This is a genomic window from Cupriavidus sp. DF5525 (assembly GCF_040149425.2).
GTDB lineage: Bacteria > Pseudomonadota > Gammaproteobacteria > Burkholderiales > Burkholderiaceae > Cupriavidus > Cupriavidus pickettii_A.
The window spans coordinates 2,366,127-2,379,814 of the sequence record NZ_CP168266.1 but is presented as its reverse complement, the minus strand read 5'-3'; the positions used below and the strand labels follow the sequence as shown (position 1 = coordinate 2,379,814).

The 13,688-nt window shown below is 67.5% G+C and carries 15 protein-coding genes; 8 read left to right on the top strand and 7 right to left on the bottom strand.

What is annotated here, in order from left to right:
• Positions 1-113 precede the first annotated feature (113 nt).
• Entirely contained in the window at positions 114-2,408 is a 2,295-nt protein-coding gene (locus tag ABNX08_RS32085; protein WP_022539831.1) for a patatin-like phospholipase family protein, read from the bottom strand.
• Positions 2,409-2,625: 217 nt separating this feature from the next.
• On the opposite strand from ABNX08_RS32085, the gene ABNX08_RS32080 reads away from it, so the two are divergent.
• The 5 genes from ABNX08_RS32080 (at position 2,626) to ABNX08_RS32060 (ending at position 5,719) form a co-directional block, all read left to right on the top strand.
• Entirely contained in the window at positions 2,626-2,892 is a 267-nt protein-coding gene (locus tag ABNX08_RS32080) for a hypothetical protein (RefSeq protein ID WP_349605168.1), read from the top strand.
• A 46-nt stretch (positions 2,893-2,938) separates the two neighbouring features.
• Positions 2,939-3,265, top strand: coding sequence for a hypothetical protein (locus ABNX08_RS32075; protein ID WP_022539829.1), 327 nt, complete (start codon positions 2,939-2,941; stop codon positions 3,263-3,265).
• A 109-nt stretch (positions 3,266-3,374) separates the two neighbouring features.
• Positions 3,375-3,554, top strand: a complete 180-nt coding sequence (locus ABNX08_RS32070) for an oxidoreductase-like domain-containing protein (protein WP_051370045.1) — start codon at positions 3,375-3,377, stop codon at positions 3,552-3,554.
• The gene (locus ABNX08_RS32065) at positions 3,551-4,420 is read left to right on the top strand and encodes an NAD-dependent protein deacetylase (protein WP_022539827.1); all 870 of its coding nucleotides are present in this window, start codon (positions 3,551-3,553) and stop codon (positions 4,418-4,420) included. The genes ABNX08_RS32070 and ABNX08_RS32065 overlap by 4 nt, the downstream gene beginning before the upstream one ends.
• Before the next feature lie 402 nt (positions 4,421-4,822).
• Positions 4,823-5,719 (top strand): DMT family transporter, encoded by an 897-nt coding sequence (locus ABNX08_RS32060; protein WP_041681874.1) that lies wholly within the window; start codon positions 4,823-4,825, stop codon positions 5,717-5,719.
• 49 nt (positions 5,720-5,768) lie between these two features.
• On the opposite strand, the gene ABNX08_RS32055 is transcribed toward ABNX08_RS32060, so the two are convergent.
• The 3 genes from ABNX08_RS32055 to ABNX08_RS32045 form a co-directional block, all read right to left on the bottom strand.
• The gene (locus ABNX08_RS32055; protein ID WP_022539825.1) at positions 5,769-6,323 is read right to left on the bottom strand and encodes a DUF1439 domain-containing protein; all 555 of its coding nucleotides are present in this window, start codon (positions 6,321-6,323) and stop codon (positions 5,769-5,771) included.
• 121 nt (positions 6,324-6,444) lie between these two features.
• Entirely contained in the window at positions 6,445-6,648 is a 204-nt protein-coding gene (locus ABNX08_RS32050; RefSeq protein ID WP_022539824.1) for a SlyX family protein, read from the bottom strand.
• A gap of 84 nt (positions 6,649-6,732) precedes the next feature.
• The gene (locus tag ABNX08_RS32045) at positions 6,733-7,158 is read right to left on the bottom strand and encodes a VOC family protein (protein ID WP_022539823.1); all 426 of its coding nucleotides are present in this window, start codon (positions 7,156-7,158) and stop codon (positions 6,733-6,735) included.
• Between the two features lie 257 nt (positions 7,159-7,415).
• Between ABNX08_RS32045 and ABNX08_RS32040 the strand changes: the two genes are divergently transcribed.
• Positions 7,416-8,363 (top strand): LysR family transcriptional regulator, encoded by a 948-nt coding sequence (locus ABNX08_RS32040; RefSeq protein ID WP_022539822.1) that lies wholly within the window; start codon positions 7,416-7,418, stop codon positions 8,361-8,363.
• Between the two features lie 7 nt (positions 8,364-8,370).
• On the opposite strand, the gene ABNX08_RS32035 is transcribed toward ABNX08_RS32040, so the two are convergent.
• Genes ABNX08_RS32035 through ABNX08_RS32025 form a run of 3 tightly spaced genes read right to left on the bottom strand, consistent with a single transcriptional unit; the run spans position 8,371 to position 11,330 of the window.
• Positions 8,371-9,147 (bottom strand): enoyl-CoA hydratase, encoded by a 777-nt coding sequence (locus tag ABNX08_RS32035; RefSeq protein WP_022539821.1) that lies wholly within the window; start codon positions 9,145-9,147, stop codon positions 8,371-8,373.
• 12 nt (positions 9,148-9,159) lie between these two features.
• On the bottom strand, positions 9,160-10,119 hold the full coding sequence (locus tag ABNX08_RS32030) for a tripartite tricarboxylate transporter substrate binding protein (protein ID WP_022539820.1): 960 nt from the start codon (positions 10,117-10,119) through the stop codon (positions 9,160-9,162).
• A gap of 41 nt (positions 10,120-10,160) precedes the next feature.
• Complete coding sequence (locus ABNX08_RS32025) at positions 10,161-11,330, bottom strand: CaiB/BaiF CoA-transferase family protein (protein ID WP_022539819.1); 1,170 nt, start codon at positions 11,328-11,330, stop codon at positions 10,161-10,163.
• A 302-nt stretch (positions 11,331-11,632) separates the two neighbouring features.
• Here ABNX08_RS32025 and argG point away from each other — a divergent pair, with 302 nt between their 5' ends.
• Both argG and ABNX08_RS32015 read left to right on the top strand, forming a co-directional pair.
• Positions 11,633-12,958, top strand: coding sequence for an argininosuccinate synthase (argG, locus tag ABNX08_RS32020; protein WP_013954052.1), 1,326 nt, complete (start codon positions 11,633-11,635; stop codon positions 12,956-12,958).
• Between the two features lie 152 nt (positions 12,959-13,110).
• Positions 13,111-13,671 (top strand): MOSC domain-containing protein, encoded by a 561-nt coding sequence (locus ABNX08_RS32015; protein ID WP_022539818.1) that lies wholly within the window; start codon positions 13,111-13,113, stop codon positions 13,669-13,671.
• Positions 13,672-13,688: the final 17 nt, after the last annotated feature.

Here is a 13,688-nt window from a genome sequence, read left to right as displayed (position 1 = left end):
GGTCGTCATTCAAGAGGGGGTCTTGGTGACAGGAAAAGTATAGACATTTGGATTAAGACATTACATACAACTTTGGTGGGGGTTGCCTGGCGCACAGACAGCCGGCCACCGCTTCAGTACGGCTTGCCCAGGTACAGGTAAAAACTGTACGTGCGCGCGGCGGCGCGGCCGTAGGCGAGGTAGAGCGGTCCGAGCGGGCTGTCCAGTGCCAGGAAGACCGAGCCGGACTTGAGCAGCCCGGTCGGGCTGCCCGGCACCAGCGGAGCGCCCATGCGGCCGGCTTCCAGTGAAAAGCCGGCATAGACCCCTTGCAGCAGGGTCTGCTGTGCCAGCTTGTTGTAGTACATCAGCCGCGCGAACTGCAGGTTGCCGCCCAGCAGTTGCCCGGTGGCGTACCCAGACTGCTGCAGGAAGCCGCCCCACTGGAACAAGTCATATCGCGGCAGCGGATTGCCGCCAATATTGCTGCCGACCTTGAAGCCGAGCGAAACCGTATGGTTGCCCCATGAGTGCGCATAGACGCCGTCGGCTTGCGCCTTGACGTAAGTGTCGTCGGCGCCCAGCCCCGGCTGCGAGGCATACACCCGGGCCGAGGCCGCATAGCCGAAACGCGGGAAGTCCACGCTGTCGAGCTGGTCGAAGAACAGCCGCCCGGTGATGGCGCCGCGCCGGATATCGCCCGGCCCGGGAGATAGCACCGCCGGCCCGGTGCTCAGCGTGGCGTCCAGGGTGCCGGTCTGCACGCCAACGCGCAGCTCGCCATACTTGGTGAACTGGCTGCCCACGTCCAGCGCCACGTCGAAGCGCCGCAGGTCGTAGGTGGCGATGCGCGTGCTGCCCTGGAAGATATTGACCGGGCGCCGCTCCAGCTCGATGCGCGGCGCGATAAAGAAGTACTGGCGCGTGTTCAGCGGCTGGTAGAACTCGCTGGTCAGCGACGACGTCTGGCCCGCCTGCAGGTCGGTGCGCCATTCCGCGCCCAGCGAGTTCAGCCAGGTGCGGCGGTAGCTGCCCACCAGGTTAAAGAACGCATCGCCGCGGAAGTCCGAGCTGAGCCCGAGCCCGAAGCGCAGGTAGTCGGGCCCGTACGATTTCTCCACCGCATTGACCACCAGCACGCGCTTGCCGGGCTCTTCCAGGATGCCGTAGTTGACGTGCTCGAAGTCGCCGGTGCCGAACAGGCGGCGCATGTCCTGGTCGAGCGTGGCCTGGTCGACCGGCTCGCCAGGTTTGGTCTCCATCACCGCGGTGGCGTACTCCGGGTTGACCCGATGCAGCGGCGCCATGCGGATCTCGTCCACCGGGCGGGTGTCGGGTGGCAGCACCGCCTGCTGCACCGCGCGCAGCTGCGCGTACTGCGCCGGCGGCAGAGCCAGTGGGGCCAGCCGGTCGGCCACCTTGCGCGCGGCGGCCTCGCCGATGGGCACGGGCGCGAGCAGGTGGTCGAAATCCGTCGCGGAGAATTCGCCCAGCGCGGGCTCGATCAGCACGTCGGTGGGGCGCAGCGAGGCCAGCGACGCGCGCACGTTCTGCTCGGTCAGGATATTGAGCATCTGGCCGGTCACGCCGATGATCGAGTTCAGTTCCTCGCGCTTCATCAGCGGCGTGCCCAGGTTCACGGCGATCACGATATCGGCGCCCATGCTGCGCGCCACGCCGACCGGGAGGTTGTCGGTGAGCCCGCCGTCGACCAGCAGCCGGCCCTCGTACTCGGCCGGCGCCACCGCGCCTGGCACCGACATGCTGGCGCGCATCACGTTGGCCAGTTCGCCCTGGCTGAACACCACCGGCGTGCCCGCCACGAGGTCGGTGGCCACTGCCCGGTACGGAATCGGCAGCTTGTCGAAGTCGCGATAGCCTGGCGCGCGCGCGAGCTGGCGCAGCACGGTTTCCAGCTGCACGCCGGAGACCGCACCCTTGGGCAGCAGCAGGCCCTTGGCCTGCACGCCGATCTCCGGCGTAACCAGGTTGGTGAAGTCATCCTGCTTGCGGCGCACGGTCAGGTCCTGGCGCGGCGGGCGTTCCTTGAAGATCTTGTCGGTGCTCAGGCCGCCGACCAGCCGCTCCATCTCGGCGGGCGACATGCCGGTGGCATAGGCGCCGCCCACCAGCGAACCCATGCTGGTGCCGGCGATGCAGTCGACCGGGATGCGCAGTTCTTCGAGGACCTTCAGGACGCCGATATGGGCGGCGCCGCGTGCGCCGCCGCCAGAGAGCACCAGGCAGATGCGCGGACGCGTGCGCCCGGCGGCCAGTGGCGTGGCGAATGCAGTGGACGGGTCGGCAGCGCCGCTGCCCGACGCTTTGGCGGGAGATGGGACGTCCGCGGCCACGGCTGCGCCGGCCGCCAGCGTGAAGGCCGCGGGCAGCAGCAGGGTGCGCAACCATTGGGAGGTGGCTGCCTTCATGGTTTTGTCATGTCCGCTGTCGGCGCAATGGTGTGTACGCCAGTTTCCCTGCCTGTCCGGGGCCGGGTCGGGGCTTGGGCTATCTTCGGGCAAAACGCCCCATTCGGGGCCGTGTTCGGCACACCGTGCAAAAACAATTCATCACCCCGCACGGAAGCGTGCAGATCGCCGCGCCCACGCCAGCCGTGCGCCGCGCATGGCCTGCGCAACGACTAAGATGGACGCAGGCAAGGTTACTGGGGGGTGTGTGTACGGTTATTTCTTTTGCCAGACCGCCGCGGGCCAGCTCACGCTGATCCCACGCGAGAAGGACTGGATGCTGATGCTGGGCAATGGCGTGATGGGGAGGTTCCCGGATGCCCAGGCAGCAGTGGATGCCCTGCACGGCGGCGCACTGCGCGTGCAGGGCCGGCGCATCGATGCCGGCGCGCTGGGCGTGCCGGCACGCGCGCACGACTGGCTCTACCACGTACTGAGCCGCTGACGCGGCGCACCGGCGGGCACGCTGACCCGCCAGAGGGGGAATCGCCATGACTGCCCTTGTCGAGTGGACCCGCGAGCATACCTGCCGGCTCTTTCCGATGTCGGCCGAATACAGCCCCGGTGGCGGCAGCCAGGTGTACATCAGCTGGCAGGCCGAGCCGGAAGGCTCGCCCGGGCGTTGCCGCATGAGCGCTGCGCTGCAGTTCGACCAGAGCGTGATCGATGCCGTCTACCTGGCCGACGCCACCGAACTCGACCGCATCGGCGCCAGGCTGGCGCGGCTGGTGTCGCGCTGGCTTGCCGATGACGACATCGCCTGCCTGGCCGGCACGGCGCTGGTGATCCCGGTGGGCGAGGTGCTGCTCAGCCACTGAGCGGCGCGGCGCGCACGTGCGGCGCACGGCTGGGGTGCGCAGGCGGGGTGTGGCCGACGGGAATATACTGGTGGCTGATCCGCCATTTGCCTGTTTTCGCGAGCCGTACGTGTCCCAAGTGCCCCCCGACGACCCCCGCCCGGCGCCGCCAGAGCGCCCGGGCGATGACGAATGCTGCGGCTCCGGCTGCGATCCCTGCATCTTCGACTACTACTACCAGGAGCTGGACCGCTACCGCGAGGAACTGCGCGCCTGGGAGGCGCGCCATGCCGAGGACCCGGCCAGTTGAACGCGCCGCTGAATTCACCCCGGGCCGCTGAAGCCGCCGAGTCCGCGCTGCTCGACTTCGTGCAGCGCCATCCACGCCTGTTCGTGCTGACCGGCGCCGGCATCAGCACCGACTCCGGCATCCCCGGCTACCGCGATGCGCGCGGCCAGTGGCAGCGCTCGCCGCCGATCACGCTGCAGGTTTTCCTCGGCTCGCACGCCGGACGCCAGCGCTACTGGGCGCGCAGCATGCTGGGCTGGCCGGTGGCGTGGCAAGCGCAGCCCAATGACGCGCACCATGCGTTGTCGCGGCTCGGCGAGCAAGGGCGGCTGACCGCACTGGTCACGCAGAATGTAGACGGCCTGCACCAGCGCGCCGGCAGCCAAGGCGTGATCGAGCTGCACGGCAGCCTGGCCAGCGCCATCTGCCTGGACTGCGGCACACGCCATGACCGCGCCGGCCTGCAGGACTGGCTGCTTGCGCAGAACGCCGCGCTGCGCGACGTGATCGCCGAGCCTGCCGCCGATGGCGACGTGCATTTCGAATCGCCGCTGTTCGCGCAGTTTCGCGTGCCCGAGTGCGGGCGCTGCGGCGGCGTGCTCAAGCCAGACGTGGTCTTCTTCGGCGAGTCCGTGCCGCGAGCACGCGTCGATGCCGCGCGTGCGGCGCTGGAGGCCGCGGACGCGATGCTGGTGGTGGGCTCGTCGCTGATGGTCTATTCCGGCTACCGCTTCTGTGTGTGGGCTGGCCAGATGGGCAAGCCCGCGGCGGCACTCAATCTCGGCACCACGCGCGCGGATGCGATGCTCGCGCTGAAGGTCGAGGCGGGTTGTGCGCCGGCGCTGCAGGCGCTGGTGAAGCAACTGGAGCAAGGCGCGCCGGCCTGAGTGCTGGCCGCAGCGCTCACAGATTTCGAAAGACGCCGTTGACGCGGCCGCCGCACAGGCATAGCATCGCCAGACCTTCTGTTCGAAGTCTTTTCCCGAATCCCGCCATGACCGCAGACCGCCAACGCCCCGTCAACGCCGCGCCCCCGTGCGACGCGTTGCCGTGCGCGCGTCGCCAGCCTGCGTTCGCTTCTGTCGCACCGCCGCCGCCGTTCTCCGGCGGCGCGCACCCGCCCCCGCCGCCGCTGCGCGGCTGACGGGCACGCACCGCAGCCCCCCTCGTCTCCGGTAATTCCGCAACCGTGTGCCTGCGCGCACGGCAGCCGCACGCCTGTGCGCGCCTGTCGTCGCCCGTGCGCACGCCTGCGCCGGAGCCTGCCATGCTGACGACAGATGACCTCCATGACGATCGAAAAAGACTGCGCGGCGCAATTGGGCGCAGCGACCGACACACGTAACCAGGCCTCCGTCTGGGCCACGCCGCTGTTCGTGCTGCTGTGGAGCAGCGGCGCCATTGCCGCCCGGCTGGCGCTCGACCACGCCACGCCGTTCGGCCTGCTGACGCTGCGCTTTGCGCTGGTGCTTGCCGTGCTGTGCGCCATCGACCTGGCGCGGCATCGGATGCTGCCGCCGCGCGGAGAACGGCTGCACGCGGCGCTGACCGGGTTGCTGCTGATCGGCGGCTATTCCGTTTTCTACTTCCTCGCCCTCGACCACGGCATGACGCCCGGCGTTCTGGCCACCGTGCTCGGCGCGCAGCCGATGCTGACGCTGCTGCTGACCGAGCGGCGCTTCTCCGCGCTACGCCTGGCCGGACTGGCGCTGGCGCTTGCAGGGCTGGCACTGGTGGTGGCCGAGAGCCTGCTGCTGGCGCGGCTGTCGCTGGCGGGCGTGCTGTGCGCGCTGGCCTCGCTCGCCAGCATGACCGTGGGCGCGATCCTGCAGAAGCGCATCACGCGCGCGCCCGCCGAGGTGCTGCCGCTGCAGTACGGCGCGAGCCTCGCGGCATGCCTGCTGTGCCTGCCGTTCCAGCCCTTTGCATTCGAACCATCGCTGGCGTTCGCGCTGCCGCTGTTGTGGCTGACGCTTGGGATCTCGATCGGCGCGACGCTGCTGTTCTATCGGCTGATCCGCGCGGGCAACCTGGTCAACGTGACCAGCCTGTTTTACCTGGTGCCCGCTGGCACGGCGTTGCTGGATTACCTGCTGCTGGGCAACCGGATGGCGCCGCTGGCGATTGCGGGAATGTTCGCGGTGCTGGCGGGACTCGCGCTGGTGTTCCGCGGTGGGCGGGGTTGAGGCCGGGGTGAGCATGCGAGGACGGACGCTGGCCGCACGCCGGTGTAGCCTACCGATGCTTCACCTCCACCCGCACCTCGTCCTTGCCCACCGTGATCGCGCCCGGCTCCACCTCCTGGCCGCCGAAGCGCAATTCCTCGGGCTTGAAGGTGTACACCGGATAGTCCTTCAGCAACTGCTGCGCAACCACCGCACCGATCGCATTGAGCTGCTCGCGATACTGGGCCATGCCGGCCACTTCCACCTGCTGCACGGTCGGGTTGTCGAGCAGCACCGCGCGTTTGGCCGCGTCATAGCGCACGCCGCTGTTCAGCGAGAGCTTGCCGTTCACCGGCGGCGAAGGCAGCAAGGCGTTGGTCAGGCGCGCGTCGAGCTGGGTGGTCACGCGGTTGTTGGCCTCATCGAGCACCAGGCGCGGATGGCTCAGCTGCACGCTGACCACTTCGGCATAACGCAGCGTGGCCGGGAAGCGCTGCTCGATGGCGGTCTGCAGTTCCAGGCGGCTCAGCGTGTATTCGCCGGTCCAGACGTTATAGCCGGCCAGTGCGGAGGTGGCGGTGGCGATGGCGGCCGCGGCGAGGAACAGGGGAGGGTGCAGGCGCATGTGGCGGATGGTGCGCGCCTGGCAGGCGCGTCAAGGGATGGAGTCAGCCAGTCAGACCGCGCGCATAGGATGGCGTTCCGTCACATGGCCAATGGGCCCGTGCCGGAGCGGGCCGCGGCGATCAGTAGTGCGGCGGGATTTCCTGCTGGGGATCGGCCTCGGCGGCCGTGGTGGCGGCGCTGCGCACCTGCTGGTACAGCGCGCGAAACTGCTCCTGCAGCAGGTCCATCTGCTGCTGCTGGCGGGCCACGGTGGCGTTCAAGGTTTCAAGCAGGTCTTCCTGGAAGGCGAGCTTGATTTCGAGTTCGGTGATGCGGTCGTCCATGGCGTGGTCTCTTGGGTTTCTCCGGCAGGCGGCGCATTGTAAGCCCGGGGCGCGTCCCCACCGGGAAACCCACGTAAATCCCGCTTACTTTGGCGCGGTCAGCAGCATCCACATGATGCCGAAACGGTCTGTGACCATGCCGAACTGCTCGGCAAAGAAGGTCTTGTCCAGCGGCATCACCACCTGGCCGCCTTCCTTCAGGCCGTTGAAGGCCTTCTCGACCGCGGCCTTGTCAGGGTAGTTGATCGCCAGGCCGAAGCCCTGGAAGTTCGGCTGGTTCGAGCAGCGGCCGTCGGAGGCCATGATCACGCTGTCGCCGACCTGGAACTCCATGTGCATGACCTTGTCTTCCGTTCCCGGCGGAGGCTGGCAGCCGGGGTCGGCCTTTTGGGGCTCGGGGTTCTCCTTGAACGACATACGCATGTTGACCTTGGCGCCAAGGGTCTTCTTGTAGAACTCGACAGCTTCGTCGCAACGACCTTCGAAGAAGAGATAGGGCTGGACTTGCATGACAACTCCTGTAAGTGGGCCGCCCCGGAAGACAGCCATGAAGAAGGCAGCGTGGATATCGGCAAGGCGCGTGCGCCGCCAGGCGACGGCGACTGGCGCACGCTTTTGTGTACGCCGTCCACAATACCTTAGCAAAGAAAGTGGGCGGTGTCCACATCAACCGAAAGCCTGGTTTTGCTGCGCCCGTGCGCGGCGCGCTGCACTAGAATGGCCGCGAACCTGCTTCCGCCTGACCCCTTTAGACATCCGGGACCGCCTTGCGTTACGAACTGACCGACCTGCGCCTGTTCCAGGCGATTGCCGACGCACAAAGTCTCTCCGGCGGCGCATTGGCCACGCATATCACCGCGTCAGCCGCCAGCTACCGGCTGAAGAACCTCGAGCATGCGATGGGCACGCCACTGTTCGTGCGCAGTGCGCGCGGCATGGAGATGACGCCGGCCGGCGAGACGCTGCTGGTCCACGTGCGCGAACTGCTGCTTGGCGTCGAGCGCATGCATGGCGAAGTCGGACGCTTCTCGGCGGGGCTGAAGGGCAATATCCGGCTGCTGGCCAACAGCAGCTCGCTCAACGGCTTCATCATTCCGAGCGTGAGCCGCTTCCTGCTGGCCAACCCGGATGTGAACATCGACCTGGAGGAACGCGCCAGCCAGTCGATCCTGACGGCGGTGGCGGCGCACGAGGCCGACGTCGGCATCCTGGCCGGCGATTACCAGAGCACTGGCGACACCGCCAACGTGCGCTCGGTGCGCTATGCGCGCGACGAGCTGATCCTGGCGGTGGCCGCCGACCACCCGCTCGCGCGCGAGCCGGAGGTGCGCTTCGGCGCGGCGCTGGCGTTTGATTTCGTATGCATGAGCCGCACCAGCAGCAACTTCCTGTTCCTGCGCGACATGGCGCAGCGCGCGGGCAAAAGTCCCAACGTGCGGTTGCACGCGCACAGCTTCGATGCGGTGCTGTCGCTGGCGGAAGCCGGGGTCGGGGTGGCGCTGGTGCCGCGCAGCGTGGCGGCCCAGGCGCTGCGCGAGGCGCGCGTGGTCGGCGTGCGGCTGGCCGAGCCTTGGGCGTTGCGCGAACTGAACCTGATCGTGCGCGCCGATGGCAAGCTGCCGGCGTTTGCCGAGGCGTTCGCGCAGTTCCTGCTGAACGATCCGCGTGTGGTCGCCACGCGCGAAGGCGGCGCCGTAGCCAGCACGGCGCCGTAACAACGCATCAGCGCTTGCGATTCAGGAAGGTCGCCATGTGCTGCTGCGGCTCGCCGGTGTCGAAGGCGCTGCCGAACTCGGCCACGCTGTTGTTGATCGACACATCCAGCGGTGCATCTTCCCACTCGCGCAGCAGGCGCTTGTGCTGGCGCAATGCGACGGGGCCGAAGCCAGCCAGCAGCGCGGACACGCGCTCGACTTCCAGGTCCAGCTCTGCCAGCGGCACCACCCGGCTGACCAGGCCCCACTGCAACGCTTCGGCGGCGTCGGCAATCTCGCCGGTCAGCAGCATCCACGCCGTGCGCGCATTGCCGATCAGGCGCGGCATCAGCGCGGCGTGGATCACCGAGGGGATGCCGACCTTCACTTCCGGCATGCCAAGCTGCGCGTTGTCGGCGGCGATGCGGATATCGCACGCCAGCGCCAGCTCCAGCCCGCCGCCTAGGCACCAGCCCGGCATGCGCGCGATCACCGGCACCGGCAAGTGGCGCACCGCGTCGCACAAGCGGCGCAGGCCGCTGATAAAGGCTTCCGCGCTCTCGCGGTCCAGCGCCGCCATCTCCTTGATATCGGCGCCGCCGACAAAGCCCTTCTCGCCCGCGCCGCGCAGCACCAGCACGCGCACGGCGTCATTGGCGGCCAGTGTTTCGATGGCGCGCGTCAGCGAGGCGATCACCGGCGTGCTCAGGATGTTCAGGGAACCCGCCTCGCGGATGGTGACGGTGGCAACGCCGCGCGCGTCGATCTCGACGCCGGCGTGCGCTTCGTTTTGCTGTTCGCTCATATTGGTCCTTGCTTACTGGAGCTTGGTGAAATGGATGTCCTCGACCACCTTCTTCCAGTGCGCGTTCTGGCCCCGCACCAGGTCCGAGAAGGCCTGGCGCGAGGTTGGCGCCGGGATTGCGCCCTGCTTCTCGATGGCGGCGATCACCTCCGGCTCGGCCAGCACCTTGCGCACGGCTTCGTTGAGCTTGTCGAGGACCGGTGCGGGCGTGCCCGCCGGGGCGCCAAGGCCGAACCATGAGGGGTTGTTCATCGCCGGCAACCCGGCTTCGGCATAGGTCGGCACATTGGGCAGCACCTTCAGGCGCTGCTTCGCGGCAACCGCCAGCGGCTTCAAGCGCCCACCCTGGATCAGGGCGGATGACGAGGGGATATTGTCGAACACCACCTGGATCTGACCCGCCACCGCATCGTTGAGCGCCGGGCCCAGGCCCTTGTACGGCACGTGCAGCATGCGCGTGCCGGTGCCGTTCATGAACAGTTCGCCGTTCATATGGCTCAGCCCACCGTTGCCGGACGAGCCGAACGAGTACTTGCCCGGGTTTGCCTTCAGCAGCTTGATGAACGCCTGCAGGTCCGTGGCCGGGAACGACGGGTTGACCACCAGCACGTTGGGCACGTCGGCCAGGTTGCTGATCGGCGCGAAGTCTTTGACCGGGTCGTAAGCGGTCTTCAGGTAGACGTTGGGATTGACCGCGTGCGAGCTCTCCACCTCCATCACCAGCGTGTAGCCGTCGGCCGGTTGCTTGGACGCATAGGCGCTGCCAACCGCGCCGCCGGCGCCGGGGCGGTTCTCCACCACCACCGGCTGCCCGAGCATCGGACCCAGGTGCGTGCCGACGATGCGCGCGATGATGTCGGTCGTGCCGCCGGCGGCGTAGGGAACGATCAGCTTGATCGGCCGGTCGGGGTAGGCGGCATGCGCGGTACCCGCTATGCCGAGCAGGGCAATGGCGATCAGGGTTGGCTTCATCAGGTGTCTCCGTGTCAGGGTTATCGGTCTTGTGGTGTTGGTCAGCTCGCCGGACTGTGCTCGCCGAGCAGCGGCGGCGGTGGCAGCGGTGGCAGCGGGCCGTCGTGCCCCGCCAGCATCGGGTTGCGCACCATCGGCACGCGTCCCATTACGGGGTGCTCGGCCACCTGCATCAGGCCGCGGTGCTGCACCTGCGGATGGGCGAAGACCTCATCCATGGTGTGGATCGGCCCCCAGGGCACGCCGTTGGCATCGAAGGCCTCGGTCCATGCGGCACGGGTGCGCGTGGCGAAGACCTCGGTCAGCAGCGCGCGCAGCGCCGGCAGGTGTTCGATGCGCGCAGAGTTGGTGGCATAGCGCGGGTCCTGCGCCAGTTCAGCCAGGCCAGCCACCGTGCAGAAGCGCGCGAACTGGCCGTCATTGCCGATCGCCAGGATCAGGTGGCCGTCTGCGCAGCGGAACACTTCATAAGGTGCGCAGTTGGGATGGGCGTTGCCGCTGCGCTGCGGGTTCTGGCCGGATACCAGATAGTTGGCGGCCTGGTTGGCGTTCATCGCCACCGCCACATCGAGCAGCGCGATATCGAGGTGCGTGCCCATGCCGGTCGCCTGCCGCTGGTACAGCGCGGCCAGTACGGCCGAGGTCGCATACATGCCGGTGCTCAGGTCCACCACCGCCACGCCGGTGCGCAGCGGCCCGGCGCCAGGCGTGCCGTCGGGCTGGCCGGTATAGCTCATCAACCCGCCCATGCCCTGGAACACGTAGTCATAGCCAGGCTTGTCCGCCATCGGCCCGCTCTGGCCGAAGCCGGTGATCGACAGATAGACCAGGCGCGGATTGATCGCCTTGAGCGTGTCGTAGTCCAGCCCGTAGCGGCGCAGCGTGCCGACCTTGTAGTTCTCAACCAGCACGTCGGCCTCGCGCGCCAGCTCGCGTACCTGCGCCGCACCCTCGGGCGTGCCGTAGTCGATCGCGACGGAGCGCTTGCCGCGGTTGCAGCAGATGAAGTAGCCGGACAGGCGGGCATCGTCCTCGGTGCCGGGCGACTCCAGGTAGGGCGGACCCCAGCCACGGGTATCGTCGCCCCGCTGCGGGTGCTCGACCTTGGTCACCTCGGCGCCCAGGTCGGCCAGGTTCTGGGTACACCAGGGACCGGCCAGGATGCGCGACAGGTCCAGGACACGGACCCCTGCCAGGGCGCGATGCAGCATGATGACTCCGCTTTCGAACGACAATGCGGCGGAGTATAGGGAGGGGCTTCCAGGCGAACCAGTCGAGAGTTTTTAAAGGCGCGTTCGCGGGATTTCAACGCTCAGGGACGCTGCAGTACGGGTGGCTGCGCCGCCCTGGCCTGCCCCGCCGTTTGGCGCGTGGGCGTTGCCGTGTCACAATTCGCGTTTGGCACTGACTCGGCACGTGACTCGGCCGGCCGCGTCGCCGTGCTTCCCGCCGCCCTGGCGCGCGCAGTGGAAGCCCGCCCAAGAGCCGACAAATTCACTTAGATTTTCTGGCGATGACTACCATCCTTCAGCACATTCCTTCCGGCCAGCGCGTCGGAATCGCCTTCTCCGGCGGCCTTGACACCAGCGCGGCACTCCTCTGGATGCGCCAGAAGGGCGCCGTCCCCTACGCCTACACCGCCAACCTGGGCCAGCCGGACGAGCCCGACTACGACGACATCCCGCGCCGCGCCAAGGCCTACGGCGCCGAGGAAGCCCGCCTGGTCGACTGCCGCACGCAACTGGTGGCCGAAGGCATCGCTGCCATGCAGTGCGGCGCGTTCCACATCTCCACCGCCGGCATCACTTACTTCAATACCACCCCGATCGGCCGCGCCGTCACCGGCACCATGCTGGTCGCCGCGATGAAGGAAGATGGGGTAAATATCTGGGGCGATGGCAGCACGTTCAAGGGCAATGACATCGAGCGCTTCTACCGCTACGGCCTCCTGACCAACCCCGGCCTGCAGATCTACAAGCCGTGGCTGGACCAGCAGTTCATCGACGAACTGGGCGGCCGCGCCGAGATGTCCGAGTTCATGCGCCAGAACGGCTTCGACTACAAGATGTCGGCAGAAAAGGCGTACTCGACCGACTCCAACATGCTGGGCGCCACCCACGAGGCCAAGGACCTGGAGCACCTGGATTCAGGCATCCGCATCGTGCAGCCGATCATGGGCGTGCAGTTCTGGCGCGATGACGTGGAAGTGAAGCGCGAAGAAGTGACCGTGCGCTTCGAGGAAGGCCAGCCGGTTGCACTGAACGGCCAGACCTTCGCCAACAGCGTCGACCTGTTCATGGAAGCCAACCGCATCGGCGGCCGCCATGGCCTGGGCATGAGCGACCAGATCGAAAACCGCATCATCGAAGCCAAGAGCCGCGGCATCTACGAAGCCCCGGGCCTGGCGCTGCTGTTCATCGCCTACGAGCGCCTGATCACCGGCATCCACAACGAAGACACCATCGAGCAGTACCGCGACAACGGCCGCCGCCTGGGCCGCCTGCTGTACCAGGGCCGCTGGTTCGACCCGCAAGCCATCATGCTGCGCGAAACCGCCCAGCGCTGGGTGGCCGGCGCCATCACCGGCGAAGTCACCATCGAACTGCGCCGCGGCAATGACTACTCGATCCTGAACACCACCTCGCCCAACCTGACCTACAAGCCGGAACGGCTGACCATGGAGAAGGGCGAGTCGATGTTCACGCCGCTGGACCGGATCGGTCAGCTGACGATGCGTACGCTGGATATCGTCGATACGCGCGAGAAGCTGCAGACATATGCCAAGTCGGGGCTGCTGTCGACGAAGGTGAGTGCTTCGTTGCCGAAGCTGGAAGACTGAGCGGGGCGCTGAATGGCGCAACGCTGGCAGTAAGAGGACCGGCACCTTTGGGTGCCGGTTTTTTTGCAGTCTGCTCTGTGCCCCGGACTGTGGATGGACGGCCTCGCTTGTTGCTGTGTAGAGTTACGGAACACTGAGCAAGGCTTGTATTCATGTCGCCCGGTCTAACCATCCCTGCCACCATCCTCGCCGTCGCCAGCTCCGCGACGCATGACTTCGCCAAGCAACTGCGCGACGAAATCCAGCTGCTGCCGGGCCTCGGCGTAGAAGGCGACGCCCACGCCGGCCAGACCGTCAAGCACCGCTCGCGTGTACACGTCGACCCGACCCAGCCCAACCTGCGCCAAGTCCACCTGATCGGCACCGAGCTTCACGCCGAACTGGCACGTGCCGGCTTCGATGTCGGGCCTGCCGATCTCGGCGAGAACATCACCACGCAAGGCATCGACCTGCACGCGCTGCCAGTTGGCACGCAGCTAAAGCTGGGCGCAAGCGCCATCATCGAACTGACCGGCCTGCGCAATCCCTGCGCACAGATCGAAGCCTTCCAGCCGGGTTTGCTCGCACAGGTACTAGGGCGGGCTGACGACGGCACACTGATTCGCAAGGCCGGCGTCATGGGCATTGTCATCGCGGGTGGCGTGGTGCGTGCTGGCGATGTGATCGCCGTCAGGCTGCCGCCGCCTCCTCATCGCGTCCTGGAGCGCGTCTGACGAGGGCCACCGCAAGG

Excerpts from the sequence above, each read along its gene's own strand:
- ABNX08_RS32085 (WP_022539831.1), bottom strand. The coding sequence starts at position 2,408 with ATGAAGGCAGCCACCTCCCAATGGTTGCGCACCCTGCTGCTGCCCGCG.
- ABNX08_RS32080 (WP_349605168.1), top strand. The coding sequence starts at position 2,626 with ATGGACGCAGGCAAGGTTACTGGGGGGTGTGTGTACGGTTATTTCTTT.
- ABNX08_RS32075 (WP_022539829.1), top strand. The coding sequence starts at position 2,939 with ATGACTGCCCTTGTCGAGTGGACCCGCGAGCATACCTGCCGGCTCTTT.
- ABNX08_RS32060 (WP_041681874.1), top strand. The coding sequence starts at position 4,823 with ATGACGATCGAAAAAGACTGCGCGGCGCAATTGGGCGCAGCGACCGAC.
- ABNX08_RS32055 (WP_022539825.1), bottom strand. The coding sequence starts at position 6,323 with ATGCGCCTGCACCCTCCCCTGTTCCTCGCCGCGGCCGCCATCGCCACC.
- ABNX08_RS32050 (WP_022539824.1), bottom strand. The coding sequence starts at position 6,648 with ATGGACGACCGCATCACCGAACTCGAAATCAAGCTCGCCTTCCAGGAA.
- ABNX08_RS32045 (WP_022539823.1), bottom strand. The coding sequence starts at position 7,158 with ATGCAAGTCCAGCCCTATCTCTTCTTCGAAGGTCGTTGCGACGAAGCT.
- ABNX08_RS32035 (WP_022539821.1), bottom strand. The coding sequence starts at position 9,147 with ATGAGCGAACAGCAAAACGAAGCGCACGCCGGCGTCGAGATCGACGCG.
- ABNX08_RS32030 (WP_022539820.1), bottom strand. The coding sequence starts at position 10,119 with ATGAAGCCAACCCTGATCGCCATTGCCCTGCTCGGCATAGCGGGTACC.
- ABNX08_RS32025 (WP_022539819.1), bottom strand. The coding sequence starts at position 11,330 with ATGCTGCATCGCGCCCTGGCAGGGGTCCGTGTCCTGGACCTGTCGCGC.
- argG (WP_013954052.1), top strand. The coding sequence starts at position 11,633 with ATGACTACCATCCTTCAGCACATTCCTTCCGGCCAGCGCGTCGGAATC.
- ABNX08_RS32015 (WP_022539818.1), top strand. The coding sequence starts at position 13,111 with ATGTCGCCCGGTCTAACCATCCCTGCCACCATCCTCGCCGTCGCCAGC.